Genomic DNA, 23,917 nt, shown 5'->3' with positions numbered 1-23,917 from the left:
ACCCAGGATGTCACAGCTGAGTCCAAACGGGTATCCAAACGCTCTCAGTGACGGCGCCAGCGGTGACGACGGTCACTGCGTACCCCCGAGGAGCTGCTGTCCGGGGTGGGGGAGAGGGTCGGGTCGCTGCTGACGGAGGGGGACGGGGAGCCGGAATCCGACACGGAAGGTGTGGGTGACGGCGCGGTCGGGGTCGGCACCGGCGGTGTCTCGCAGTGACATTCCGGGGATGCCGTGGTCTCCGGGACCACGGTGCTCCGGGGCGGCGTGCGCGTGGGCGGGGCCGCCGGCGGGATGGTCTTCCGCGGGGCCGGGGTGACCGGCGCCGCGGTCGCCGGCCGGGCCGGCGGGGCGGCGCGGGGTTTGCGGGTGCTCGCCGGCACTCCGCCCATGGCCTCCTCGAAGGCGGGCGGCGCGGGGGCGGCGGCAGCGGGCGGCGCCACCGCGGCGACCCGGTCGCTCATCCGGTCGGCGAACGCCGTGGTCGCGACGAGGTACGACCCGGCCGCTCCACAGAGGGAAAGCGCGCAGAAGGCCGTAACCGCGACAAATCGCCGTGGGGGGCGGGCGTCTGCCGCCACCGGTGGCACCGGCAGGTCGACGAGCGATCCGGGGAACGTCTCCATCCCGGTCGACGTGACATCCGGCTCCCTCCCCTCCCGGGACACACCGCGCCGGCCCAGGTCGTAACAGATCGACCGCCATGCGCCGGCCATCTCGCCGCGGACGTTGCGCCACAGGCTCATCAAACGTTCTCCGATCCGGTCTGGCACGCTGTACTGGTGACCGATCCCGTAACCCCCGGCCCGACAGAGTGGGTCACTCTGCCGGATGTGTCCGAAAAGCTCGGTGTGACGATCAGCAAGGTGCACCAGCTGATCCGCGAGGGCTCACTGCTCGCGGTCCGCAGGGACGGCATCCGGGTGGTGCCCGCCGAGCTGGTGGCGAACGCCACTGTGCTCAAGCACCTGCCCGGGGTTCTGACCCTGCTCCATGACGCCGGGTACAACGACGAAGAAGCCCTCGGGTGGCTCTACGAACCGGACGAGACCCTGGACGGCAACGCGGCGATCGCCCTCGGCGGCGACCGCGCACGGGAGGCCAAACGGCGCGCGCAGGCTCTCGGTTTCTGAAACCCTTGATGTGGTACGGGGTGGAGCAGCCGAAATGCCCCACCCCGTCTTGTCTCAGACCGTTCGTCTGATCGCGGCCTCCGCCAGGGCCAGCAGCGCCGTGCGTCCCTCGCCGTCGATCGGGGCCGCCTCCAGCGCCGTCAGGGCCTCCCCGCTCAGCGCGTCGATCCGCGCCTCGGTGGCGGCCAGCGCGCCCGACTCCCGGATCATCGCCCGCAGCCGTTCCACCCCGGCGTCGTCCAGCCCCGGGTCGCCCAGCGCCCGGTCCAGCTCGGCCCGCCCCGCCTCGTCCAGCCCCCCGAACGCGGCCGCGACCAGATAGGTCCGCTTGCCCTCGCGCAGGTCGTCGCCGGCCGGTTTGCCGGTCTGCGCCGGATCCCCGAACACGCCGAGGACGTCGTCGCGCATCTGGAACGCCTCACCCAGCGGCAGCCCGAAGGCCGCGTACGCCGCGAAGATCTCCGGACCGGCGCCCGCAAGCGCCGCGCCCAGCAGCAAGGGCCGCTCGACCGTGTATTTCGCCGACTTGAACCGGGCCACCTTCCCGGCCCGCTCCAGGGACATCTCCCCGGTCGCCTGGGTCAGCACGTCCAGGTACTGCCCGACCGTCACCTCGGTCCGCATCTGATCGAACACCGGCCGTGCCCGGGCCAGCTCCGCCAGCCCCATCCCGGACGAGTGCAGCAGATCGTCCGACCACACCATCGCCAGGTCGCCGAGCAGCACCGCCGCCGCGTCGCCGAACCCGGCCGCCCCGCCCCGCCAGCCCGCCTCGACGTGCAGCACCTCGAACCGCCGGTGCACCGACGGCTCCCCGCGCCGGGTGTCCGACCGGTCCATCAGATCGTCGTGGATCAGCGCGCTCGCCTGCACCAGCTCCAGTGCCGAGACCGCCGCCACCACTTCGTCGGAGTCCACGCCGCCGGCGGCCCGGAACCCCCAGTACGCGAAGGCGGGCCGCAGCCGCTTCCCGCCGCCCAGCACGAACGCCGACACCGTGTCGGCGACCTCGGCCAGCGCCGGGTCGATCTCCAGCAGGCGGGCCCGCTGGGTGGCGAGGAAACCGGAGAGCGCCTTGTCGACACGCGGCCGCAGCCCGGCCCGATCGAGCGGAGAAGTCGTCACCCGGCTGACGGTATCGCGTGGCTGTTCACATCCGATCACGGCCGTGCCGGGCCGGTAGAGTTCGGCTATGTCCCTCGGTTTTCCCACCCGGCTGCCCGGCGCCCCGTCCATCGGCGACCTGGTCCGTGGCACGGCGCCGACGTTCTCGTTCGAGTTCTTCCCACCCAAGACCCCGGCCGGTGAGCAGTTCCTCTGGCAGGCCATCCGTGAGCTGGAGTCGTTGCGGCCCAGCTTCGTGTCGATCACCTACGGCGCCGGTGGCACCACCCGGGACACCACCGTCGCCGTCACCGAACGGGTCGCCACCGAGACCACCCTGCTGCCGATGGCGCACCTCACCGCGGTCAACCACTCGATCGCCGAGCTGCGCAACGTCATCGGCCGGCTGGCCGGCGCCGGCATCGGCAACATCCTGGCCGTCCGTGGCGACCCGCCCGGCGACCCCGCCGGCGAGTGGATCCCGCACCCCGAGGGCGTGCTATACGCCGAGGACCTGGTGCGGCTGATCCGCGAGTCGGGGAACTTCAGCGTCGGGGTGGCCGCGTTCCCGTACAAGCATCCCCGCTCCCCGGACGTGGAGAGCGACACCCGCGACTTCGTCCGCAAATGCCGGGCCGGCGCCGACTTCGCGATCACCCAGATGTTCTTCGACGCCGACGACTACCTGCGCCTGCGCGACCGGGTCGCCGCCGCCGGCTGCGACACGGCGATCCTGCCCGGCCTGATGCCGGTCACCCGGATGGCCACCATCGAACGTTCGGCCGTGCTGTCCGGCGCGCCGTTCCCGCCGGCCCTGCTGCGCCGCTTCGAACGCATCGCCGACGACGAGCAGGCAGTCCGCGCCCTGGGCGTCGAACTGTGCGCGGAGATGTGCGCCCGGCTCCTCGCCGAGGGCGCCCCCGGCATCCACTTCATCACCCTGAACCGTTCCACGGCGACCCGTGAGGTGTGGCAGCTGCTGGCCCCTTCCGAGATCGCCACCACCGCCTGACCTGAGCCATGCCAACCATCCCCACCGGCCCGCAGGCCTACGGCGGCTCGGCGGCCGGCTCCACGCCGTCCGAGCCGCCGCCGGCCTCCTCCATCTCGCCCTCCTACCCCGTCCCGCCCTCCAGCTCTGTCTCGCCTTCTGTCCCCGCCTCTCCTTCCACCCCTGCTGCTTCTTCCAGCTCTGACATTTCCTCCGGCGCTCCCGTTGACGCCGGACTGGGCACCCCCTCCCACTCCGCCATGTCGGATATGCCAGTCATCGGAGGAGATGTCGAGGCGGGCCTGACCTGGGATGAGTACGCGGTGGCATGGTCGAGGCTGCACGGCGGATTCGATCCGCGGCAGGCGTCGCTGGTGGTGCGGGGGTGGGTGCGAGGGGCGTACCGGATCGGCTCCTGGCTCGGCCGCAACCGGGTGGGGCCGCTCGCCGTGACCCTCGCCGGTCTCGCGCTCTGCCTGGCCGTGCCGCTCGCGGCGCTGGCCGGCCCACCCGGTCTCGCCATCGGTGCGGTGCTGGTGCTGCTCGCAGCCGCCGCGGACGGCCTCGACGGTGCGGTCGCGGTGGTCACCGGACGGGTCACCCGAACCGGTTTCGTGTACGACTCGGTCGCCGACCGCCTCGGCGAGATGGCCTGGCTGACCGCCTTCTGGGTGGCCGGCGTCCCCGGCTGGCTCACGGTCTGCGCCGGTGCGGCGAGCTGGCTGCACGAGTACGTTCGTGCCCGCGCCACCACCGCCGGCATGCCCGACATCGGCGTCGTCACCGTCGGCGAACGGCCCACCCGCGCCGCGGTCACCATCACCGGCTGCATCGTGGCCGCCCTCGCTGCCCTGATCATCCCCAGCTGGACCGTCCTGGTGCTGGTCGTCGCCACTGCCGTCTGGCTGATCCTGCAGCTGATCGGCCTGGCCCAGCTGGCCCATGCAGTCCGCGCCGCCCTCCGCTGACCCGCACGACCCGCCTCAGCCCCGCTGGCCCAGACGGTTCGCCCTGGCCCCACTGGCCCGCGCGGTCCGCCTCAGCTCCGCCGGTCCAGGCGGTTCGCCCTGGTTCCATGGCCGACGCGGCCCGCCTTGGTCCCGCCGGCCGATGCCAGACCCACAAGATCCCGAGTTGCGGCCGATTCCGGCGGTCGGCGTCTGAAGATCGTCAGGCCATGCGCCCACCGCCGCCGAGGGATTGCGGAGGCGATCGTGAGCAACTCGGAAGACCCGGCCATGAGCCCGATGATCGACTCCTATCCGGTGATCGTTTATTCGGTTGTCGGTGGTCGATGGCGCGCCTATTTTTCTCCTCAGCGGATCTGCCGGGGGAGGAACGCCCCTGAGCTGTGGATTCCCTATTTCGCAAATGATTTTCCGGGGGTGATGAAATGAGTGCGGTTCTGGTTCTGAACGCCGACTGCGGACCGCTGCACCGGGTCAGCCTCCGGCACGCGATCCGGATGCTGTTCCGTCAGGTCGCCGTGGTGCACGAGGCCCAGCCGGACACCCGGATCGGGGTCTATCCGGTGCCGACCGTGGTGCGGCTGGTGTCCTACGTCGTCACGCGGTGGCGGCGTGGCCGCGGTCCGGGCTGGTCGCGGGCCGGTGTGCTGGTGCGGGACGGGCGGAGGTGCGCCTATTGCGGCGACGCCGCCTCGACCATCGACCACGTCCTGCCGCGTTCGCGTGGCGGCCGCAACGAATGGCTCAACACGGTGGCGGCCTGCGGCCGGTGCAACAACCGCAAGGGCGACCGCACCCCTGCCGAGGCCCGCATGCCACTGCGTACGACGCCGTTCGCTCCGGTCTGGACCGCGTCCTTCCACTGACCGGCATTTCCTTCGGTCTTTCCTGAACGGGCGGTCGGCGGGTTTACACGGGGACCCGCCGGCCGCTCTCTTCCCGGCGAACCCCGACACCAGCCGGATGCTGGCGCGATCTGGCCACCTCTCCATGTCAACAAAACGTTGACAGTCAGATAGGCTGTGACGGTGGTTGATCTGGAAGCTCTTCGTGACATCCAGGCCCGGCGGTCCCGCCTCGACGCCGAGGAGCTGGAGACGATCGACCGTGCCCGGCGAGACGGCGCCACCTGGCCGGAGATCGCCGCCGCGCTCGGTCTGTCCAGCCGCCAGGCCGCCGAGCAACGCCGGCATCGCCTCGCCACGGCAGCCGACCGCGCCTTGCGGTCGCAGCGCCAAGAGCTTGACGAGGGGTACGGTCCCGCCGCCCCAGAACTCCGCCGCCGCGCCACCGACCTGCACCGCCGCATCGGCGCCGACCGCCGCTGGGATCACCGGTTCACTCGCGCTCCCTTGGTTCGCGAAACCCTGGCCGCCGCCCCCGACGCCCCTGCCGGCGCCCTCTTCGACCTGGTCACCGCCGCGTTGACCGACCTCGCCGCCCCGGACGTCCCCGCCCTCCCGGCCCCCTTGCGCGCCGCCGTCGATCACCTGCGCGAAGCCGCCACCCGCCCATAGCCCAGCCACTTTCGGTGCCCTGGTGGCTGTCCCTTGTGGTGTGCCGCCGCCGCAACTACCAGTTGACGTCTATTCCTGTCGCCCGCCAAGATATGAGCCGACAAGGCTCAGTCTTGTGAGTCGGCCCTGTGGCACGGCCGAGAGGTGGGAGTACGGCATGCGACGTAACGCGGCTCTCTTCGTACTGATCTCGGTCCTGTCCGGTTTCGGTGGCACCGCCATGACCTTGGCCGCCGGCATCTGGATCCTCGACCTGACCGGAAACGCCGGTCTCGCCGCACTCGGCGCCCTCGGTATCTACGCGCCCAGCCTGGCCGCCCCCTGGCTGGGCGCGCTGGTCGACCGTTTCCCCCGCCGTACCCTGCTGGTCTGCACCGAGATCATCCTCGGGCTGACGATGCTGAGCCTGCTCGCTGTCGGCAACGCGGGTCAGACCTGGCTGATCTACGCGGTCATGCTGATCCGTGGCATCGGCTACGTCCTCTCCGACGCCGGCGAGTCGGCGCTGCTCCCGGCGACCCTGCCCACCCGGCTTCTCGGCGACGTCAACGGCTGGCGATCCAGCGCCCAGGAAGGCATGAAGCTCCTGGCCCCACTGGCCGGCGCGGCCCTCTACGCATCCGCCGGCCCCCGCCCGGTGATTCTGCTCTGCGCCGCGCTGCCCCTGCTCAGCGCCATCCTGTACGCCTTCATCACCCTGATGCCCGCATCCTCCGCCGTGCCAAGCGATCTCGCGCAAACCCGCAGGCCAGCGGACGAGAAGCCGGTGCGGCCCGACGAGCCGATGAGAGCGGAGCGGCCCGGGCCGGTCGGGGAGAGGCATGGGATGCGGCCCGACGAGCCGATGAAGGCGGATCACGCCGAGGCGGCGGCTCCGGGGAAGCGGGTGACGCTGGGCTGGAGCAGCGTCCGGCAGGGGCTGGTCCTGTTGATGCGTGAACCGCTACGGACCCCGGTCCTGCTGGCGACCGTAGCGATCGCGGTCTCCGGGTTGACCAATGCGGCCGTACTGTCCCGGCTCGTCGACGACCTGCGCCTCCCCGCCACCCATCTCGGCATCCTGTCCAGTGCCCAGGGCGCCGGCTCCCTGATCGCCGGTCTCGTGGTGGGCCGCCTCCTCGCCCGGACGTCAGCGGCACGGGTCGGGGCGATCGGCGCGGCGGTCTTCGCGGCGGCCTGCGTCTTCTGGACGCTGCCCTGGTGGCCGACCATGATCGCCGGAAATGTGCTGGCCGGCATCGGCCTGGTGTGGGCGCTGATCGCCGCGGTGACCGCCGTGCAGACCGGAACACCCGCCCACCTGCTGGGCCGCGTCGCCGCCACCAGCAACACGGCCGTCTTCGGCCCGATCGCGATCGCCATCCCCCTCGGCGCGGCCCTGGTCCACATCAGCGACCGCCTCGTCCTCGCCACCGGCGCGATCCTCGTCCTCGTCACCGTCCTCCTGACCCGACGTCATCTCCGGTGACCTCGATTCCGGCTTCCTGAAGACCACCGTCCACTCTGCGACTGGTTCTCATGTGCCCGGGGGCAGCCAGGAGAACGGCGCCGACGGTGGGTGCGGAGACGATCCTGACGACCGGCTGAAGACTTCGACTAATCTCGATCACACCGCTGTCGATCCTGGAGTGAGAACTTGAGAATGCACCGCAAAGGCCCGACCATGTTCGCCGTCATGCTGGCCGCCGCTGCGGCGACAGTGGTTCCGGCGGCGGGGCCGGCCGCTGCCGCGCTGCCGGCCTGCCCGGAGGTCTACGGGCACGGGGGATATCCGACCAACGGCGTTCCGTACAACCTTGACAAGGTGCGCCAGCCGAACCACCCGAAGGGCCTCGGCGACCAGCGCAGCTGGGGTGCGGACGGGGTGGAGGCGGACGTCCAGCTCACCCGGGACGGCACCAAGGCGGTCATGTGGCACAACACCTCCACCGGCAAGCTGACCGGCACCTCGGCGAACATCACTGATCTGTGGTGGGCGTCCGGCGCCGACAAGCTGTCCGGGCGCACCATCGAGGTCGGCCCGTACGCCGGGCAGACCGTCTACACGCTGCGGGAATGGTTGAACTCGGCGAAGGCCAACGGGCTCAACGCCTACTTGGAAGTGAAGGGTGAGGCCAAGCAGTCGCTGCTGAACAGCGATGCCGCGATCAAGACGCGCGCCTGGTCGGAACTGCTCGCTCCGGTGCAGGAGCGGTACGCGGGGCAGGTCATCACCATGTACTCGAACGACGCCGCGGTCGCCGCCGAGCTGAAGACGCGAGCGACCGCGCTCGGGCTCGCCGCCGTGCTGACCGGCCGCCCGAAGTGGACCGACAGCGTCGCCTGGACGGAGCCGCCGGCCGCGGCGAGTGCGAACCACGCCCAGTGGGCGGCGGTGCTGGCGACCGGTCCGGCCCGGGTGTTCACCAGTTACCCCAGGGAGTACCGCGTGTGGCTGACCCAGCAGACCGGAACCCTCTGCACGGCCTGACCGAGGAGCCGGCCGGTCAGAGGGCGATCTGCTTGAGGTAGGCCAGGACGTCGGCGGGATCGGTGGTGACGCAGCCGACGTAGTTGTCCGGGCGGATCAGGAAGAGAGCCGGGCCGGTCGCGTCGTACGTCGCGGCGGCCTCGGAGACGTGGTGCACGGGAACCGGCAGGTCGGGCAGCAGCGCCGTCCAGTGGAAGGCCAGCAGAGTGGCGTGCGGGCCGCGGAGCAGGTCGAAGACGCGGCCCGCGGCGGTGCGGGCGTCGGGGGCGCGGTCGCCGGCGCGGACCGCGCCGGGAAGCGTCCGGTGGTCGGCGGCCAGGGAGGCGCCGCGGTAGTGCAGGGACAGCTGACGGAGCGCGGGGTCGTCGCGGCGTAGGGCGTCCTCGGCGCCGTCGACGTGACGCTGGTGCAGGCGGGTGCTGATGCCGAGCACGTCCGCGGCGACCGGGAGACGCTCCTCCTCGTAGGTGTCGAGGATCGTGGAGCTGCCGGTGGCGATCTTCCAGCCGAGGTTGTAAGCGTCCTGCACGCCGGTGTTGAGGCCCTGCCCGCCGGCCGGGGAGTGCACGTGTGCCGCGTCGCCGGCGAGGAAGACGTTGCCGCTGCGGAAGCGGGACGCCAGCCGGATGTTCGCCCGGTATTCCGAGGTCCAGCCGATCTCGGTGATGGTGATCGACGGATCGACGGCGGCGACCAGCTCCTCGACGGACTGTGTGGACGGAGGCGCGGTCAGCTGGAACCAGTCGGTGCCGGCCAGCGGGCACAGGCCGAGCCGGAACGACCGCTCGCCCTCGCCCGGCCACACGTGCCAGAACTCGCGGTCGAGCCCGGTCAGCCGGACGTCGGCGATCAGCAGGCGCTCCTCCTCGTGAGTGGAGCCCTCGAACGCCACACCGAGCAGCTTGCGGATCGTGCTGCGGCCGCCGTCGGCGCCGACCAGATGACGCGCGTCGATGACCTCGCCGGTGTCGAGGGTGACCCGCACCCCGTCGCCGGTGTCGGTGAAGCCGGTGACGCCGACGCCGAACTCGACCGGAATGCCCTCGGCGAGCAGCTCGCAGGTGCGCCACTGCGGGACCATCAGCCCGTTGGGATAGGGGACGGCATCCGTGGGGGCGCGCAGCTCGTCGAGGCGGAAGTCGTGGTTGCCGCCGCCTGGCACGTGCGCGCGCAGGACCGGATAGTCGCCGCCGGCCGCCAGGAACCGGTCGATCAGCCCCAGGTCGTCAAGCACCTCCAGCGTGCGGGGCTGCAGGCCCTTGCCCCGGGAGCCGGTGAACGGCTGCGCCGACTGCTCGACGATCCGGTAGGGCACGCCGTGGCGCTCCAGCTGACGGGCCAGGACGAGACCGGTCGGCCCCGCGCCGGCGATGACGGTGAATTCGGATTCAGTGAACATGAATTCACCATAGGTCGGTTGATAGCCTCGGTCAAGGCCGAAAGGGGGCAGCAGTGGTGGTTGGCACGCGCAAGGAGCAGGCGGCGCAGACCGAGGCGGAGTTGAAGGCGGCTGCGATCCGGGTGTTCCAGCGGGTGGGCTACCTGAACGCCAAGATCACGGACATCACCGCCGAGGCCGGCCGGGCGACCGGGTCGTTCTACAAGCATTTCGCCGGCAAGGAGGCGCTGCTCGTCGAGCTGCTGGCGGACCTGCTGGCGGAGAACGACGCGACCATCGATCCGGGCAATCACCCCGACGACTTCCGGGACCGGGCGGCGGTCCGCTGGCACATCGCGATGTACTGGGACTTCCACCGCCGGCACGGCCCGGTTCTGAACGCTCTCCATCAGGCGGCGATCATCGACGAGGGTTTCGCGCGGCGCGCCCGCGAGTTGATGGAGCCCGACCTGCACCACATCGCCGGTCACCTCACCGGTCTGGACCTGCCCGGTGATCCGCTGGTCGCGGCGTCACTGATCACCACGACGATGTCCGCGGCGGCGTCGGCCTGGTTCGCCGGCAGCGGCCCCACCGCCGGCGAGGAGGAGATGATCGAGACCCTCGCCACCTTCCTGCACAGCGGCCTGGGTGGCGACAAGATCAAAGACTGAGGATCAGGAGCGGGCCAGGCCCGCGAAGACGACGGCGAGGGTACGGGTACGCAGCTCCGCGTCCCACCCCCCGTGCAGCGCGCCCTGGCACACGCTGACCAGCAGCGCCATCACCTCGGGCAGCCGCACGCCCGCCGCCACCGTCCCGGCCGTCGCGGCCTGACCTCGCGATCCGGCTGGTTCTCAGGGCTGTCTCCGGGTGTTCGAGACAGCCCTGAGAACCAGCCGGGGTGGAACCGTACCCCTGGAAAACCGGAAGCCCGGCACGCCGTTGTGCCGGGCATCCGAAGAAGCCGGGTACCGGACACGCCGTTGTGCCCGATACCTGGAGTCGCTCTGGCGATCAGCGCTTGCTGACCGCCTTGCGGTAGTCGCTGTTCAGGCGGCCGATGAGGCTCAGCGGGATGCCCTTCGGGCAGACCGTGGTGCACTCGCCGGCGTTGGTGCAGCCGCCGAAGCCGGCGTCGTCCTGCGCCTGGAGCATGTCGAGGACGCGGCTGTCGCGTTCCGGCTGGCCCTGCGGCATCAGGCCGAGGTGGGTGATCTTCGCGGCGGTGAACAGCATCGACGAGCCGTTCGGGCAGGCGGCCACGCAGGCGCCGCAGCCGATGCAGGTGGCCGCCTCGAACGCGGCGTCGGCGTCCTTCTTGGGCACCGGCGTGGCGTGGGCGTCCGGCGCGGTGCCGGTCGGCACGGTGATGTAACCGCCGGCCTGAATGATCTTGTCGAAGGCGCTGCGGTCGACGACCAGGTCCTTGATGACCGGGAAGGCGGCGGCACGCCACGGCTCGACGTCGATCGTGTCGCCGTCCTTGAATTTGCGCATGTGCAGCTGGCAGACGGTGGTGGCCTTCTCCGGGCCGTGCGCCACACCGTTGACGACCATGCTGCACATGCCGCAGATGCCCTCGCGGCAGTCGTGGTCGAACGCGATCGGGTCGTCACCGTTGAGGATCAGCGTCTCGTTGAGCACGTCGATCATCTCGAGGAACGATGCGTCGGGGGAGATGCCCTTCACGTCGTAGGCGACCATCTTGCCGGCCGCGGACGGACCGGCCTGACGCCACACCCTGACCTTGATGTCCATTACTTGTAGCTCCGCGTGCTCGGGTGGACGTACTCGAAGTTGAGGTCCTCCTTGTGCAGGACCGGCTTGCCGTCGGCGCCGAAGTACTCCCACGCCGCGGCGTAGCTGAACTCGTCGTCGTGGCGCAGCGCCTCGCCGTCGGGGGTCTGCGACTCGGCCCGGAAGTGACCGCCGCACGACTCACGCCGGTGCAGCGCGTCGATGCACATCAGCTCACCGAGTTCGATGAAGTCGGCCACCCGGCCGGCCTTCTCGAGGTTCTGGTTGAGCTCCTCGCCCTTACCGGGCACCTTCACCCGGGTCCAGAACTCCTCCTTGAGCGCCCGGATCAGGCCGATGGCCTTGGTCAGGCCCTCCTCGGAGCGCTCCATGCCGCAGTACTCCCACATGATCTGGCCGAGCTCGCGGTGGAACGAGTCCACGGTGCGGTCGCCGTCGATGGAGAGGAACTTCTCGATCCGGTCCTCGACCTGCTTACGGGCCTCGACCACCGGGGCGTCCGACGCCGAGACGGCAGGGAACGGGCCGGCGGCGAGGTAGTTGCTGATCGTGTTCGGGAGTACGAAGTAGCCGTCGGCGAGGCCCTGCATCAGCGCGGACGCGCCGAGCCGGTTGGCGCCGTGGTCGGAGAAGTTCGCCTCGCCCACCACGAACAGACCGGGGATCGTCGACTGCAGGTCGTAGTCGACCCACAGGCCACCCATCGTGTAGTGCACGGCGGGGTAGATGCGCATCGGCGTCTCGTACGGGTCCTCGCCCGTGATCCGCTCGTACATCTCGAAGAGGTTGCCGTACTTCGCCTCGACCGCCTTGCGGCCCAGCCGCTTGATCGCGTCGGCGAAGTCCAGGTAGACGCCGAGACCGCCGGGACCGACGCCGCGGCCCTCGTCGCAGACGTTCTTGGCGGCACGCGACGCGATGTCACGCGGCACCAGGTTGCCGAACGACGGGTAGATCCGCTCCAGGTAGTAGTCGCGGTCCTCCTCCGCGATCTCCCCGGCGGGCTTCTGGCAGTCCTTGGCGTCCTTCGGAACCCACACCCGGCCGTCGTTGCGCAGCGACTCCGACATCAGGGTCAGCTTCGACTGGTGCGAGCCGGACTCCGGGATGCAGGTCGGGTGGATCTGCGTGTAGCAGGGGTTCGCGAACAGCGCGCCCTTGCGGTGCGCCCGCCACGACGCGGTGACGTTGCAGCCCTTGGCGTTGGTGGACAGGAAGAACACGTTGCCGTAGCCGCCGGAGGCCAGCACGACCGCGTCGGCGAACTCGGTGGTGATCTCGCCGGTGACCATGTCCCGGACGACGATGCCGCGGGCCTTGCCGTCCACGATGATCAGCTCGAGCATCTCGTGCCGGGCGTTCATCTCGACGTTGCCGAGGCCGATCTGGCGTTCCAGGGCCTGGTACGCGCCGAGCAGCAGCTGCTGGCCCGTCTGGCCCCGGGCGTAGAACGTCCGGGACACCTGGGTGCCACCGAACGAGCGGTTGTCGAGCAGGCCGCCGTACTCACGGGCGAACGGGACGCCCTGGGCCACGCACTGGTCGATGATGTTCACGCTGACCTGGGCGAGCCGGTACACGTTGGACTCGCGGGCGCGGAAGTCGCCACCCTTGACCGTGTCGTAGAACAGCCGGTAGACGGAGTCGCCGTCGTTGCGGTAGTTCTTCGCGGCGTTGATGCCACCCTGCGCGGCGATCGAGTGCGCACGGCGCGGGCTGTCCTGGTAGCAGTACGACTTGACCTTGTACCCGGCCTCGGCCAGGGTCGCCGCGGCCGAGCCGCCGGCCAGGCCGGTGCCCACCACGATCACGGTCAGCTTGCGGCGGTTCGCCGGGTTGACCAGCTTGGCGGAGAACTTGCGGCGCTCCCAGCGGGTCTCGACCGGCCCGTCCGGGGCGGCCTTGTCGAAGACGGGCTCGCCCTCGGCCCAGAAGTCGTTGGCACTCATGATCAACCCACCAATCCGGTCAGCACCGCGACGGGCACCGAGAGGTACATCGCGACCAGCGCGACCGAGAGGACCAGCGCGATGGCCTGCGCCCGGCGCTCACCCTTCGTCGTCTGCTGGCCCAGCGTGCGGAACGCGCTCCAGATGCCGTGCCGCAGGTGGAAACCGACGGCGACCACGGAGACGACGTAGAAGAGCGTCACGTACCAGCGGTCGGGGGCGAAGTCCGCCACCACCCGGGCGGACGGGTTGGAGTCGCCGCCCTCGGGGTTCAGGTGACCGGTGGTCAGGTCGAGGATGTGGTAGATCACGAACAGCACGATGATCACACCACCCCAGCGCATGGTGCGTGCGGCGTAGCTGCCCTGGATCTTCGGCCGGTGCGCGTACTTGACCGGGCGCGCCTTCTTCGCGCGGATGGTCAGCGCCGTCGCCGCCCAGATGTGCAGGCCGATCGCGACCAGCAGGCCGACCCGCTGGATCCAGAGGAACCACGCGTGCGGCAGCAGGGGCGTGCCGAGCCCGCGCAGCCATTCCGCGTAGTGGTCGAAGTCCGACTCGCCCACGAAGATCTTGAGGTTGCCGGCCGCGTGCGCGAAGAGGAAGAGGACCAGCAGCGCGCCGCTGACCGCCATGATCAGTTTGAGGATGACCGACGAGGGCCGGACCGACTTCCGCGGCGTGGGGCGTGCCGTCGCACCCGCCGCGTTCGTCGTTTTCGGAATAGGAGTGTCTACCGCCACAACTTGGACGGTAAGAAGTCCCGCACGATTCGTCTAATGCATGATCGGTGAGGAGTCCATAGCGGTAAGCTATTACGGTGCAGCTGCAACAACTCAGGTACTTCTTAGCGGTGGCAGAGACGCGACATTTCACCCAAGCGGCGGACGAAATGGGCGTATCGCAACCGACGCTGAGTAAGCAGATTCACACCCTGGAAACCTCACTCGGCGCGCCGCTCTTCGAGCGCATCCGCGGCGGGGTGACCCTCACCGTCGCAGGCGAAACTCTGCTCCCACTGGCGCAGCGGATGATCGCGGACGCCGACGCGGCGCGGGACGCGGTCGCCGACATCGTGGGGCTGCGGCGCGGCGAGATCCGGCTGGGCGCCACCCCGAGCCTGTGCTCCTCCCTGGTGCCGCCGGTGCTGCGCGCCTACCGGGCCGATCATCCCGCCATCCAGCTGCACGTGAGCGAGGGCAGCTCGCAGGACCTGATCGACAGCCTGCTCGCCCACGCCCTCGACCTGGCCCTGATCGTCTCGCCCGAGTCCGGCGTGGATCCGTCCCTGGAGGCGACCGAGCTGCTGCGGGAGAGCCTGGTGGTGGCCTCGGTCGCGTCCGGCCCACCGTTGACGGTGGCCCGTCAGCTCGACCTCGCCGAGCTCCGGCACACCCCGATGGTGATGTTCCGGGTGGGGTACGACATCCGCGACGTCACCCTGCACGCCTGCGAGCGGGCCGGGTTCACCCCGAAGTTCGCCGTCGAGGGCGGCGAGATGGACGCCGTGCTGGCCTTCGTCGAGGCCGGCCTCGGGGTCGCGGTGGTGCCGAGCATGGTGCTCGCCAACCGGCCGTTGCTGCGCGCCACCCCGCTCGCCCCGCCCGGGATGCGCCGGACCATCGCGCTGGCCCACCGCCGTGGCGCGGTGCTGCCGCACGCGGCCGCCGCGCTGCGCGAGGTGATCATCGAGCACAGCGCCTCGCTGTGAGGAGCGGGAGACGACTGTCCACTTCGGGTGGTGGAGTGGTTACCGCGCGTCTAGGCTCCCAGTGTGTGGCACGGTGAGTACCGGGACCCCCGCCTCGTCGAGGTGTACGACGCCGAACGCCTCCTGGGCTGGGAGGACGACTTCTTCCTGCGAATCCTCGCCGACCGGATGGCGCCGCGGGTCCTCGACCTCGGCTGCGGCACCGGCCGCCTGGCGATCGCGATGGCCGAGGCCGGTCACGAGGTGACCGCTGTCGACCCGGCCGGCCCGGTGCTCGACGCGGCCCGCCGCAAGCCCGGCGCCGCCCGGGTCCGGTGGATCCAGGGCTCGTTCGAGGACCTGCCGCCGCGATCGTTCGACGCCGCGTTCATGACCCGGCATGTCGCCCCGCACCTGGTCACCGACGACGAGTGGAACGGCGCGCTGCACGCCCTGCGCGACGCCCTGGTCACCGACGGGCGGCTGATCTTCGACAGCCCGGATCCGGCGGCCCGGCCCTGGCAGGACTGGACCCGCGCCGGCACCGAGCGGCCGATCGTGCTGACCGACGGCTCGATGGTGCGGGCGTGGACCGAGGCCGGCCCGGCCGGCGCCGACGACGTGGTTCCGGTCGTCCACCACTACCACTTCGACGACGGGCTCGAACTGAGCAGCACCGCCGCGCTCCGGTTCCGGGACGAGGCCCTGCTGCGCGCGTCGCTGCGGTCGGCGGGGTTCCGGGTGGATCAGGTGTACGGCGGCTGGGGCCGCGAACCACCCGGTCTCGGCGCCGACGGCGAATTGATAGTGATCGCCGTCGCGGAGCCTCGAATCCTGCCGTGATGTGCCGCTTTGCACATCGAACCATTGCGAGACATGAATCCCGGACTACTATCCGGCAGGCATCCGTCCCTCCCCTTACGACGGGTTAGGTGGAATGTCCGACAACGAGTGGCCAGAGCCACCGCAGGCCCGGAGCCGGGTCCTGCTCTCCGCGGCCCTGGTGATTGTGGTCCTGCTGGTCGCCGGCGGTGTCGCCTGGCGGCTGATGAGCAACGGAACGTCCCGGACGGCCGCTCAGCCCAGCTCCGGGCCGGTGCCCTCGGCGACGCAGCCCAGCGTCGCCCCCTGCCCCGACCCTCAGCTCACGGTGGCCGCCGCCCCCGAGATCGAGCCGGTGATCCGGGCCGCCGCGGACACCCTCAAACCGGCCGGGCAGCGCTGTGCGCCGATCCTGGTGCGGGCCGAGGAGCCCGGCGTCACCCTGGAGTCGGGCGGCAAGCCGGACGTCTGGGTGCCGTCGTCGACGGCCTGGCTGCGGATCGCCGAGGAGCGCCGGCTCGTCTACCGGACCTCCGGCGCCACCCTCGCCTGGTCCCCGATCGTCCTGGCCGCGCCGGAGTCCATCACCGGCCAGTTCGTCAAGGACGGCAGGACCAGCTGGGTCGCGGTGACCGAGGCGATCACCGAGGGCCGCATCCCGCTCGTCACCATGAGCAACCCGCTGCGGACGACCGCCGGGCTGCTCAGCGTCCACGGCGTGCAGGCCGCGACCGCGCTGACCACGAAGGACCCCGGCATCGCCCAGCTGCGGGCGCTCACCCTGCGCAGCCGGATGACGGTGGCGGCGGCCGACCCTGCCACCCTGATCGCCCGGCTGGCCGAGGAGTCCGACGCGGTGAAGGCGACGTACCAGATCGGTGTCTTCCCGGTGGCCGAGCAGCAGCTCGCCGTCTACCGCAAGGGCGGTTACAAGGTGCCGCTCGTCGGCGCGGTCCCGGCCGACGGTCAGATCGAGGCGGACTACCCGTACGCGATCCGCACCGGTGTGAAGAGCGGCCTGGCCGAGCAGCTGCGCGCGGCGATCAGCAAGCAGGCCGTCAGCGACGCCGGTTTCCGCACCGAGCCGACCGCCGGCGGCGCCCGCCTGCCCGAGTCCGGCGCGGGCCTGCTGACCCCGGCCAAACAGTGGGCGCAGTTCCAGGACCTGGCCTTCCAGGTGCTGCTCCTGATCGACGCCTCCGGCTCGATGAACGAGAAGATCGGCAAGGGTACGGCCACCAAGGCGTCCCTGCTGCGCGAGTCCGGGTCGGTCGCGGCCGGTCTGTTCGACGAGGACACCCGGATCGGCATGTGGTACTTCGGCGCGGCCTCGGCGAACAGTCCCGCCCACACCGAGGAGGTCGGCTTCGGCGACCTCACCGACACCGCCGACGGCAACGCCCGGCGCCAGAGCCTGGTCGGCAAGATCAGCTCGTACCGTCCGGTGCCGTCCGCCGGGACGCCGCTCTACCAGAGCGTCCTCGACGGGGTCGACTTCCTGCGCGGCAAGGCCCAGGCCGACCGGCCGTCGGTGGTCGTGGTGCTCACCGACGGCGCCGACGGTGGCACCCGGTTCGCGATGTCGAATCAGGAGTTCCTGAAGCGGCTCAACGCCGGCCGGGACCCGGCCAAGCCGGTGCCGATCATCGCCGTCGGTTACGGGCCGGACGCCAACATGGCCGCCCTGCAGGGCATGGCCAAGGCCACCGGCGGTCAGGCCATCGCCGCCCGTGACCCGGCCGACCTGGCCTCCGCCATGGCCAAGGCCTTCCTAGCGGCCCGTACCCCGTCCTGAGTTCTCGATCAGCTCGGCGGCGATCCGGGCGGAGAGGGTGACCATCGGCAGCCCACCACCCGGATGCACCGAACCGCCGACCAGGAACAGCCCGTCGACCGGCCCGCGGTTGCCGGGCCGCAGCAGCCCGCCCGCGGTGCCGTAGATCGACCCGCCCGGCGCGGCCGCCGCCTCCGCCAGGTCGGCCGGCGTCCGGACCTCCGTGAACGCCAGCCGATCCCGCACGTCCAGGCCGCGCCGGGCCAGCACGTCCAGGACATGGCCGGCGTACGCGTCGGCCAGCCCCGGCCGCCGCCAGTCCACAGCGGACCACGCCGACCCGTGCCGTGGCGCGTTGACCAGCACGAACCACGCCTCGTGACCGTCCGGCCGGACCGCCGGATCGTCGGCCCGGGTCACGAACACCGCCGGATCCGGCACCGGCCGGGCCCGCCGCCCCGGCCCGGGGAAGATCGCGTCGAACTCGGCGTCGTAGCGGCGCGGGAAGAACACCGTGTGGTGGGCGAGTTCCGGCGTGTGCCCGCGCACCCCGAGCAGCAGCACGAACCCGGCGAGACTGCGGTCCGCCAGCCGGGTCAGCGGTTTCGGCGCGGGAAGCAGATCCCGGTAGAGCGACACGGCGTCCACATTCGACACGACCACGTCGGCGGGCACGAACCCGCCCGAGGCCAGGCGCACCCCGCGGACCGCGGTGTCCGCCTCGATGCCGGTGACCTCGGCGCCGAGGCTCACCCGTACCCCCGCGGCAAGGCACTTGGCGTGCAACGCCGTGGCGATCGTGCCGAGACCGCCCGGCAGGTACCAGCCACCGTGGGTGAGTTCCGCGTAGGGGATCGCGGCCAGTGCGGCGGGCGCCCGGCGCGGATCCGTGCCGGTGTAGGTGGCGTAGCGGTCCAGCATCATCCGCAGCCGCGGATCGCGCAGGTGCCGGCGGCCCAGCGCGCGCAGCGACCGGCCCGGCGCGATCGCCGCGAGATCACCGAGCCGCCAGGACAGCCGGGCCAGCGACGCCGCCGTCACCGGCTGTTGCAGCACCGATCCCCACGAGGCCTGCCAGATGCGTGCCGCCCGCCGCCAGAACCGATCCCAATCGGCCGCCGCGTCCCCGCCCAGCGCCGCCGCGATCCGCTCCAGGAAGACACCGTGATCGGACGACGAGTCGAGCACCACCCCGTCCGGGAAGACGTGCCGCACCACCGGGTCCAGCGGTTCCGGCCGCAGGTCCAGGCCCAGTTCCTCGAACACCTGCGGCAGCGTCAGCAGGCTCGGCCCGGTGTCGAAGCGGTAGCCGTCCCGCTCGAACACCGCGAGTTTCCCCCCGGGCCGCGCCGCGCGTTCGAAAACGGTCACCCGATGTCCCGACGACGCCAGCCGCAGAGCCGCGGCCATGCCGCCGACCCCGGCTCCGATCACCACGATGTCACTCACGGTCAATTCCTATCCTGTACGCCGTCGGAGTCCCACCGAACCACACCTCCCGCCCGTGACAGCGCGGGGTCCGGCCGGGGTTGCCACCGAAACGCGCCTTTCGCGCGAGGCGTCCGGTCAGAGCGCCCGGCCGCGCCAGGACAGGCGGCCGGTGCGCCGCAGGTGGAAGGAACGGGCCACCAGCCAGGCGAACAGAACCACCGAGAGCGGGTGCGCGAACGCGTCGAGCAGCCGGCCGCCGGTCGCCGCCGCGCTGATCAGGCGGCCGGTCACGCCGAGCAGAAGCGCCGAGAGGGCGACGGCAGGCCAGGGGGAGAGGAGGAACAGCGCGGGTACGGCGTACAACGCGAGAAGAAGGACCACGACGGCGCCCGCACCCGCCGCCGACCCGAAGGACGCCCACAGGGATTTGCCGTAACCGTCCGCGAGCTCGCGCCAGGACCCGTACATGTGGCAGGTGGCCAGGCCCGAGCCGTCGGCGAGGGCGATCCGGCCGCCGGACCGTTTGACCGCCCGCGCCAGGCCGATGTCCTCCAGGACGTCGCCGCGGACCGCCGCGTGCCCGCCCGCCCGCTGATAGCCGGCCCGGTCGGTGACCAGCCACTGCCCACCGGCGGCGGCCAGGGACGGGCGCGGCGAGCGTTCCATCGCGCGCAGCGGCAGGAACGTCAGCCACGACCACTGCAACAGCGGCTGGACGAGACGCCCGGAACCCACGATCTTCGGGTACGGCGACAGCAACGTCACCCCGCTGTCCCGCAGCAGCGTCACCGCCCCCGCGACGGCGTCCGGCGCCAGGACCACGTCGGCGTCCACGAAGACCAGCACGTCCGCGTCCCCGGCGTCGTCGGCGAGCCGCCGGCAGGCGTTCGGTTTGCCGAGCCAGCCGTCCGGCGGCGGCGTGCCGGTGATCAGCCGCACCCGCGCGTCCCCGGCGGTGACCGCCCGCACCACATCGGCCGTGCCGTCGGTCGAATCGTCGTCGAGGACGTGGATGGTCAGGTCCGCCACGCCCCGCTGCGCCAGCAGGGACTCCAGGCACGGCGTGACCCGGTCCGCCTCGTCGCGCAGCGGCAGCAGGACGGCGACCCGCTCGCACGTCGTCCTGCCCCGGCGCGGGCGGCGCAGCAGCACGGCGTTGACCGCGGTGTGCGCGGTGAGCAGCACCAGCGGCGCCAGCGCGAACCAGCCCGTCATAGCCGCCGCAGCAGTGGCAGGACCGCCCCGCCCATCAGGAGACCACCCCAGGCCGCGGAGGCCGGCAGGTCGAGGAAGACGGCATGCGCGAGGACGGAGGACGCATAGGTCCAGAGCCACAGCGCGAGCATCGGCCCATCCCCGGCCCGCTTCTCGAAAGCGGATCCCGCGGCGAACGACAGGGCCGTCATCAGCAGCAAGGCGAACCCCAGCCAGCCCAGATAGTTGCCGATCGGGACACCGGGCACGCCGGGCAGCGCCGGCACCGGGTCGTGCCAGCGCCAGTACCCCTCGGCGACCATCTGCGGGTCCAGGAACAGGTCCCAGGCGGCCAGCCCGGCCGCGGCGATCATGATCCGGGGGACGCGGCCCCGGGCCACCCGGGTCGCCGCCAGCCAGGCCGGCCAGGCCATCCAGGTCCAGGCCAGCGGGATGATCAGCGGCACCCCGAGGACCTTCGGGCCGAGCTGGCCGGAGTAGTCGTACGTCCCGAACGGGAAACCGGTCGCCACACCGATCGCCTCGACCGCGAACCCACCCAGCGTCGCCGTCCCGACCAGCGCCAGCCCGGCGCGCACGCCCCGGCTCAGCAGCGCGTGCGACACCGACAGCAGCACCCCGATCAGCACCGTCGTCACGGTCAGTCCGGCGCGCAGCTCACCGTCGGTGAGCGGATAACAGATCTGGGCCAGGATCAGAGCGCCCAGCAGAACCCACGGGACCTTGCGCAACGGTGTCAGTCCGTGCCCTCGGACGGCAGCGGTATCTCCCGGCCGAGAATCGCGAACGCCCGCTCGTCACCGGGGAAGATGAAGTTCCGCAGCACGTCGGTGAAACCGTGCCGCCGGTACAGACGCCACGCGCGGGACGCCTGCTCGTCGGCCTCCGGTGTGGACAGCAGCACCGTCTTGCCGTCGGCCATCGCCAGCAGGGCACGCAACTGCTTGGCACCGACACCGTGACCCTGCGCGACCGGGCGCACATGCAGCTCGACGACCTCGAAACAGTCCGTCAGCCACTGCCGGCGGGCCGGCTCGCCCAGCGCCGACCGCACCTGGTCGTGCCACCACTGGCCGGGGGCGGAGGTGTAGCCGTACCCGAAACCGGCGACCTTGCCCTCGGCGGTCAGCGTCGCCACCGCCCGGAACCCCGGCCGGCGCACATGCGAGCCGATGTAGCCGCGGCGGGTCTGCAGCAACTCCTTGCGGTATCCCATCGCCTCGCCGTAGACGGTCACCACGTCGTCGAGCCGGCGCAGCAGGTCATCCGGCTGCCAAGCAACGAGCCTCATCGCTCCGTGCGCTCCTTCTCGTCGGCGGTCCAGCCCAGCACACCCCGGTCACCGCTGATCTCCCGCACCGCGAAACGGGCGAAGAGCTCCTCGGCGTACCAGCGGTCGGTGGGGGTGCGTGCGATCACCGCGCGGTGTTCTGGCTGACGGTACGCGAACGCGGTCAGGTCCGTCGTGCTGCGCCACACGCTGACCGTGCCCTGCCAGCCGATCGGCGCCTCCCCGATCCCGAACCGGGCGAGCAGGCCGGGCGCGGCACTGATCTCCCGGGCCACCGGCGGGATCGACCGCCAGAACGTCAGCGCACGAGTCGGGCGCAGCCGGGCCCGGGTGAGCGACAGCACCATGCCGTCGGTCTTCCCTCCCGCTGCCGGGAAAGGGCTCACACCCGACCATTTCCCCCGGCTGACCAGCGGGTCCAGGTCGACGCGGGCATGGCTCTCGGCGATCGACTCCCAGGCCGGGAACCGGACCTGACGATCGCTCACGGTGATCGCGGCCCAGCGGGTCAGATCCGAGTCGCCCGGGCCGAACGTGGCGCCGGTGCCCGTACCGAGGAATTTGCCGAAACGGACCCCCGCGAGACGGCGGCGGGCGAACGCCATGCGCAGCAGGGCGGAGCCCACGGAACGCCGGGGGATCCGCCAGACATGCAGGCTGACCAGGTCATCGGTCACCGGGTCACGCCACCACCGTCGGCGTGCCCGAGGTCACCCGGACCAGATCGGCATAGCCGATGGGGAAAACCGAGCGGGGTACGCCGCCCGCCGCCCACAGCACCGGGAATTGCTCCAGAGCGACGTCCACCAGCGTCCGCACCGGCTTCGGATGACCCAGCGGCGCGACGCCGCCGATCGCCTGCCCGGTGTGCTCCCGGACGAACTCCGGCGTGGCCCGCTTGATCTTCTCCGCACCGATCGCGGCGGCCACCGTGGCGGTGTCGACGCGGTGCGCGCCCGACGTCAGCACCAGCAGCGGAGCGCCGTCCGCGTCGAAGATCAGCGAGTTGGCGATCTGGCCGACCTCGACATCGAGGGCCGCAGCCGCTGCCGCCGCGGTGTGCACGGCCTCGTCCAGGATCACGACCTCGGTGGGCAGGCCGGCCGCCGCCAGGGCGTCCCGTACCGCTGTGACGTTGGGATGGTCGTGCATGGTCACCTCGCCACCGCCGCGGCGCTGGCGTCCCACAGCCGCGCGGCCAGGCCGGCGTCGCGGGCGTGCGGAGCCGGGGTGGTGAGCTGGTGGCCCACGTAGTAGCCGCCGTTCGTCAGCTCGGACTCCGGCGCGGTCGCCAGCCACACCAGCAACTCACCCGCCTTCTCCGGAGTCACCAGGAACGGCGCGAACCGGTAGAAGAACCGGGTCACCCTGCCCGCCCCGAAATTCGTCCGCACCACACCCGGGTGGAAGGACACGCTGAACACATCCGGCCAGCGGCGTGCCGCCTCGGCGGTGAACAGGATGTTCGCGGCCTTGCCCGCCCCGTAGGCCCGCCACGAGTTGTACTTCGCCGGATCACCCGCGAGGTCTTCCGGATCGGGGCTGCCCTGCAGGTGCGCACGCGACGCGGTGTTCACCACGCGGGCGCCGCGCAGACGCTCCCGCAGCAGGGTGGTCAGCAGGAACGGGGCCAGATGATTGCCCTGGATCGTCGCCTCGAAGCCGTCCCCGGTGCGCCGGAAGTCGCCGACCATGCCGCCGGCGTTGTTCGCCAGGACGTCGATGCGGGGGTGCGCGTCAAGGAGACGGGCGGCGAGATCGCGTACCTCATCGAGGTGTTCGAAATCGGTCCTGAAGTGGGCGGGCTCCCGGCCGTCGGCGACGGCCCGCACCTGCGCGACGGCGGCGGCCAGCCTGCCGGGATCACGGCCGACCAGAACCACCTCGTCCCCGCGGGCGGCGAACTGCTTCGCAGCCGCCAGGCCCACACCCGAACTGCCGCCGGTCACCACGATCGTCGCCATGCCGACCATCGTATTCATGATTCGCGTGAGGTCAGTGGTGGCGGGTGTTTCGTCGCTTTCCGGGGGGTTCGGCGCGGGTCCGGGTCCGCGCGGGGGTTCCGCTTGACCTCCCTTGCGGTTTCCTCCGCGGCGGTACGGGGGACGAGTTCGCCTGCCACCGCATCGCCTTCCGCCGTACCGCCTTCGTCCTTTGCCGCCGGTTTCGGCGCCTGCCCGGCCCGGCTCGCGCCTGTCCGCCCCGGTTCGCGCGTACCTGTTCCGGTTCGCGCGTGCCCGTTCCGGTTCGCGCCTGGCTGTTCCGGTTCGCGCCTGCTTGCGTCGGCCCGGCCCCTGTCAGCGTTTGCTCGCCCCTGCCCGTGCTTGCGTGCGTCGGCCGACCTCAGCCTGCGCCTGTCGACCCCGCCCCGCACCTGCTCAGCGATCGCCCTGGTGGCCTTCCCCTGCTCGGGTGCGGCTGGG

Annotated in this window: 25 protein-coding genes and 1 pseudogene; 12 read left to right on the top strand and 14 right to left on the bottom strand. The window is 71.4% G+C overall.

Annotation, left to right across the window (positions count from 1 at the left end; genetic code table 11):
- Nucleotides 1-44: 44 nt before the first annotated feature.
- Entirely contained in the window at nt 45-746 is a 702-nt protein-coding gene (locus ACZ3II_RS20245; RefSeq protein WP_465519202.1) for a hypothetical protein, read from the bottom strand.
- Between the two features lie 36 nt (nt 747-782).
- Here ACZ3II_RS20245 and ACZ3II_RS20240 point away from each other — a divergent pair, with 36 nt between their 5' ends.
- Complete coding sequence (locus ACZ3II_RS20240) at nt 783-1,133, top strand: Rv2175c family DNA-binding protein (RefSeq protein ID WP_465519201.1); 351 nt, start codon at nt 783-785, stop codon at nt 1,131-1,133.
- 54 nt (nt 1,134-1,187) lie between these two features.
- On the opposite strand, the gene ACZ3II_RS20235 is transcribed toward ACZ3II_RS20240, so the two are convergent.
- Nucleotides 1,188-2,258: a polyprenyl synthetase family protein gene (locus ACZ3II_RS20235; RefSeq protein WP_465519200.1), complete on the bottom strand. Its 1,071-nt coding sequence runs from the start codon at nt 2,256-2,258 to the stop codon at nt 1,188-1,190.
- 67 nt (nt 2,259-2,325) lie between these two features.
- Here ACZ3II_RS20235 and metF point away from each other — a divergent pair, with 67 nt between their 5' ends.
- The 7 genes from metF (at nt 2,326) to ACZ3II_RS20200 (ending at nt 8,183) form a co-directional block, all read left to right on the top strand.
- On the top strand, nt 2,326-3,249 hold the full coding sequence (gene metF, locus ACZ3II_RS20230; protein WP_465519199.1) for a methylenetetrahydrofolate reductase [NAD(P)H]: 924 nt from the start codon (nt 2,326-2,328) through the stop codon (nt 3,247-3,249).
- 248 nt (nt 3,250-3,497) lie between these two features.
- Nucleotides 3,498-4,196 carry a CDP-alcohol phosphatidyltransferase family protein gene (locus ACZ3II_RS20225; protein ID WP_465519198.1) on the top strand — a complete coding sequence of 233 codons (699 nt, stop codon included), beginning with the start codon at nt 3,498-3,500 and terminating at the stop codon, nt 4,194-4,196.
- Between the two features lie 246 nt (nt 4,197-4,442).
- Nucleotides 4,443-4,625 carry a hypothetical protein gene (locus ACZ3II_RS20220; protein ID WP_465519197.1) on the top strand — a complete coding sequence of 61 codons (183 nt, stop codon included), beginning with the start codon at nt 4,443-4,445 and terminating at the stop codon, nt 4,623-4,625.
- The gene (locus ACZ3II_RS20215; protein ID WP_465519196.1) at nt 4,622-5,062 is read left to right on the top strand and encodes an HNH endonuclease; all 441 of its coding nucleotides are present in this window, start codon (nt 4,622-4,624) and stop codon (nt 5,060-5,062) included. The genes ACZ3II_RS20220 and ACZ3II_RS20215 overlap by 4 nt, the downstream gene beginning before the upstream one ends.
- Before the next feature lie 162 nt (nt 5,063-5,224).
- On the top strand, nt 5,225-5,713 hold the full coding sequence (locus ACZ3II_RS20210) for a hypothetical protein (protein WP_465519195.1): 489 nt from the start codon (nt 5,225-5,227) through the stop codon (nt 5,711-5,713).
- Between the two features lie 157 nt (nt 5,714-5,870).
- Nucleotides 5,871-7,181, top strand: coding sequence for an MFS transporter (locus tag ACZ3II_RS20205; RefSeq protein ID WP_465519194.1), 1,311 nt, complete (start codon nt 5,871-5,873; stop codon nt 7,179-7,181).
- A gap of 174 nt (nt 7,182-7,355) precedes the next feature.
- On the top strand, nt 7,356-8,183 hold the full coding sequence (locus ACZ3II_RS20200; protein ID WP_465519193.1) for a glycerophosphodiester phosphodiesterase: 828 nt from the start codon (nt 7,356-7,358) through the stop codon (nt 8,181-8,183).
- A 16-nt stretch (nt 8,184-8,199) separates the two neighbouring features.
- Here ACZ3II_RS20200 and ACZ3II_RS20195 read toward each other — a convergent pair whose 3' ends face one another.
- Entirely contained in the window at nt 8,200-9,582 is a 1,383-nt protein-coding gene (locus ACZ3II_RS20195) for an FAD-dependent monooxygenase (RefSeq protein ID WP_465519192.1), read from the bottom strand.
- Between the two features lie 53 nt (nt 9,583-9,635).
- Here ACZ3II_RS20195 and ACZ3II_RS20190 point away from each other — a divergent pair, with 53 nt between their 5' ends.
- Entirely contained in the window at nt 9,636-10,235 is a 600-nt protein-coding gene (locus tag ACZ3II_RS20190; RefSeq protein WP_465519191.1) for a TetR/AcrR family transcriptional regulator, read from the top strand.
- A 3-nt stretch (nt 10,236-10,238) separates the two neighbouring features.
- Here the strand turns inward: ACZ3II_RS20190 and ACZ3II_RS20185 are convergent.
- The 4 genes and pseudogenes from ACZ3II_RS20185 to ACZ3II_RS20170 form a co-directional block, all read right to left on the bottom strand.
- Nucleotides 10,239-10,385, bottom strand: a pseudogene (locus ACZ3II_RS20185) (SbtR family transcriptional regulator); the annotation flags it as partial.
- Between the two features lie 193 nt (nt 10,386-10,578).
- Nucleotides 10,579-11,322, bottom strand: coding sequence for a succinate dehydrogenase/fumarate reductase iron-sulfur subunit (locus ACZ3II_RS20180; RefSeq protein ID WP_465519190.1), 744 nt, complete (start codon nt 11,320-11,322; stop codon nt 10,579-10,581).
- Entirely contained in the window at nt 11,322-13,271 is a 1,950-nt protein-coding gene (locus ACZ3II_RS20175; protein WP_465519189.1) for a fumarate reductase/succinate dehydrogenase flavoprotein subunit, read from the bottom strand. The genes ACZ3II_RS20180 and ACZ3II_RS20175 overlap by 1 nt, the downstream gene beginning before the upstream one ends.
- Nucleotides 13,272-13,273: 2 nt before the next feature.
- Entirely contained in the window at nt 13,274-13,921 is a 648-nt protein-coding gene (locus ACZ3II_RS20170) for a succinate dehydrogenase cytochrome b subunit (protein ID WP_465519400.1), read from the bottom strand.
- Nucleotides 13,922-14,085: 164 nt separating this feature from the next.
- On the opposite strand from ACZ3II_RS20170, the gene ACZ3II_RS20165 reads away from it, so the two are divergent.
- The 3 genes from ACZ3II_RS20165 (at nt 14,086) to ACZ3II_RS20155 (ending at nt 17,578) form a co-directional block, all read left to right on the top strand.
- Nucleotides 14,086-14,982 (top strand): LysR family transcriptional regulator, encoded by an 897-nt coding sequence (locus tag ACZ3II_RS20165; RefSeq protein WP_465519399.1) that lies wholly within the window; start codon nt 14,086-14,088, stop codon nt 14,980-14,982.
- A 63-nt stretch (nt 14,983-15,045) separates the two neighbouring features.
- The gene (locus ACZ3II_RS20160; RefSeq protein ID WP_465519188.1) at nt 15,046-15,804 is read left to right on the top strand and encodes a class I SAM-dependent methyltransferase; all 759 of its coding nucleotides are present in this window, start codon (nt 15,046-15,048) and stop codon (nt 15,802-15,804) included.
- A gap of 94 nt (nt 15,805-15,898) precedes the next feature.
- Nucleotides 15,899-17,578 (top strand): substrate-binding domain-containing protein, encoded by a 1,680-nt coding sequence (locus ACZ3II_RS20155; protein ID WP_465519187.1) that lies wholly within the window; start codon nt 15,899-15,901, stop codon nt 17,576-17,578.
- Here the strand turns inward: ACZ3II_RS20155 and ACZ3II_RS20150 are convergent.
- From ACZ3II_RS20150 to ACZ3II_RS20120, 7 genes are all read right to left on the bottom strand, one after another.
- Nucleotides 17,555-19,006 carry a phytoene desaturase family protein gene (locus ACZ3II_RS20150; protein WP_465519186.1) on the bottom strand — a complete coding sequence of 484 codons (1,452 nt, stop codon included), beginning with the start codon at nt 19,004-19,006 and terminating at the stop codon, nt 17,555-17,557. The two genes, ACZ3II_RS20155 and ACZ3II_RS20150, sit on opposite strands and share 24 nt — an antisense overlap.
- Before the next feature lie 117 nt (nt 19,007-19,123).
- Complete coding sequence (locus ACZ3II_RS20145) at nt 19,124-20,203, bottom strand: glycosyltransferase family 2 protein (protein WP_465519185.1); 1,080 nt, start codon at nt 20,201-20,203, stop codon at nt 19,124-19,126.
- Nucleotides 20,200-20,934 (bottom strand): carotenoid biosynthesis protein, encoded by a 735-nt coding sequence (locus ACZ3II_RS20140; protein WP_465519184.1) that lies wholly within the window; start codon nt 20,932-20,934, stop codon nt 20,200-20,202. Before ACZ3II_RS20140 ends, ACZ3II_RS20145 begins: the two co-directional genes overlap by 4 nt.
- Nucleotides 20,935-20,939: 5 nt before the next feature.
- Nucleotides 20,940-21,494, bottom strand: coding sequence for a GNAT family N-acetyltransferase (locus tag ACZ3II_RS20135; protein ID WP_465519183.1), 555 nt, complete (start codon nt 21,492-21,494; stop codon nt 20,940-20,942).
- Entirely contained in the window at nt 21,491-22,171 is a 681-nt protein-coding gene (locus ACZ3II_RS20130; RefSeq protein ID WP_465519182.1) for a monooxygenase, read from the bottom strand. The genes ACZ3II_RS20135 and ACZ3II_RS20130 overlap by 4 nt, the downstream gene beginning before the upstream one ends.
- Before the next feature lie 4 nt (nt 22,172-22,175).
- Entirely contained in the window at nt 22,176-22,646 is a 471-nt protein-coding gene (locus ACZ3II_RS20125) for a YbaK/EbsC family protein (protein WP_465519398.1), read from the bottom strand.
- Between the two features lie 2 nt (nt 22,647-22,648).
- A complete protein-coding gene (locus tag ACZ3II_RS20120; RefSeq protein WP_465519181.1) occupies nt 22,649-23,458 on the bottom strand; it encodes an SDR family NAD(P)-dependent oxidoreductase in 810 nt (269 codons plus the stop codon).
- Nucleotides 23,459-23,917: the final 459 nt, after the last annotated feature.

Source organism: Actinoplanes sp. NPDC019969 (assembly GCF_055562375.1).
The sequence above is the reverse complement of the archived record's forward strand: the minus strand, read 5'-3'. Positions and strand labels throughout refer to the sequence as shown.

Coding starts and splice junctions, on each gene's coding strand:
- ACZ3II_RS20125 (WP_465519398.1), bottom strand. CDS start 22,646: ATGCACGACCATCCCAACGTCACAGCGGTACGGGACGCCCTGGCGGCG.
- ACZ3II_RS20175 (WP_465519189.1), bottom strand. CDS start 13,271: ATGAGTGCCAACGACTTCTGGGCCGAGGGCGAGCCCGTCTTCGACAAG.
- ACZ3II_RS20180 (WP_465519190.1), bottom strand. CDS start 11,322: ATGGACATCAAGGTCAGGGTGTGGCGTCAGGCCGGTCCGTCCGCGGCC.
- ACZ3II_RS20135 (WP_465519183.1), bottom strand. CDS start 21,494: ATGAGGCTCGTTGCTTGGCAGCCGGATGACCTGCTGCGCCGGCTCGAC.
- metF (WP_465519199.1), top strand. CDS start 2,326: ATGTCCCTCGGTTTTCCCACCCGGCTGCCCGGCGCCCCGTCCATCGGC.
- ACZ3II_RS20195 (WP_465519192.1), bottom strand. CDS start 9,582: ATGTTCACTGAATCCGAATTCACCGTCATCGCCGGCGCGGGGCCGACC.
- ACZ3II_RS20205 (WP_465519194.1), top strand. CDS start 5,871: ATGCGACGTAACGCGGCTCTCTTCGTACTGATCTCGGTCCTGTCCGGT.
- ACZ3II_RS20145 (WP_465519185.1), bottom strand. CDS start 20,203: ATGACGGGCTGGTTCGCGCTGGCGCCGCTGGTGCTGCTCACCGCGCAC.
- ACZ3II_RS20200 (WP_465519193.1), top strand. CDS start 7,356: ATGCACCGCAAAGGCCCGACCATGTTCGCCGTCATGCTGGCCGCCGCT.
- ACZ3II_RS20215 (WP_465519196.1), top strand. CDS start 4,622: ATGAGTGCGGTTCTGGTTCTGAACGCCGACTGCGGACCGCTGCACCGG.
- ACZ3II_RS20155 (WP_465519187.1), top strand. CDS start 15,899: ATGTCCGACAACGAGTGGCCAGAGCCACCGCAGGCCCGGAGCCGGGTC.
- ACZ3II_RS20120 (WP_465519181.1), bottom strand. CDS start 23,458: ATGGCGACGATCGTGGTGACCGGCGGCAGTTCGGGTGTGGGCCTGGCG.
- ACZ3II_RS20225 (WP_465519198.1), top strand. CDS start 3,498: ATGCCAGTCATCGGAGGAGATGTCGAGGCGGGCCTGACCTGGGATGAG.
- ACZ3II_RS20245 (WP_465519202.1), bottom strand. CDS start 746: ATGAGCCTGTGGCGCAACGTCCGCGGCGAGATGGCCGGCGCATGGCGG.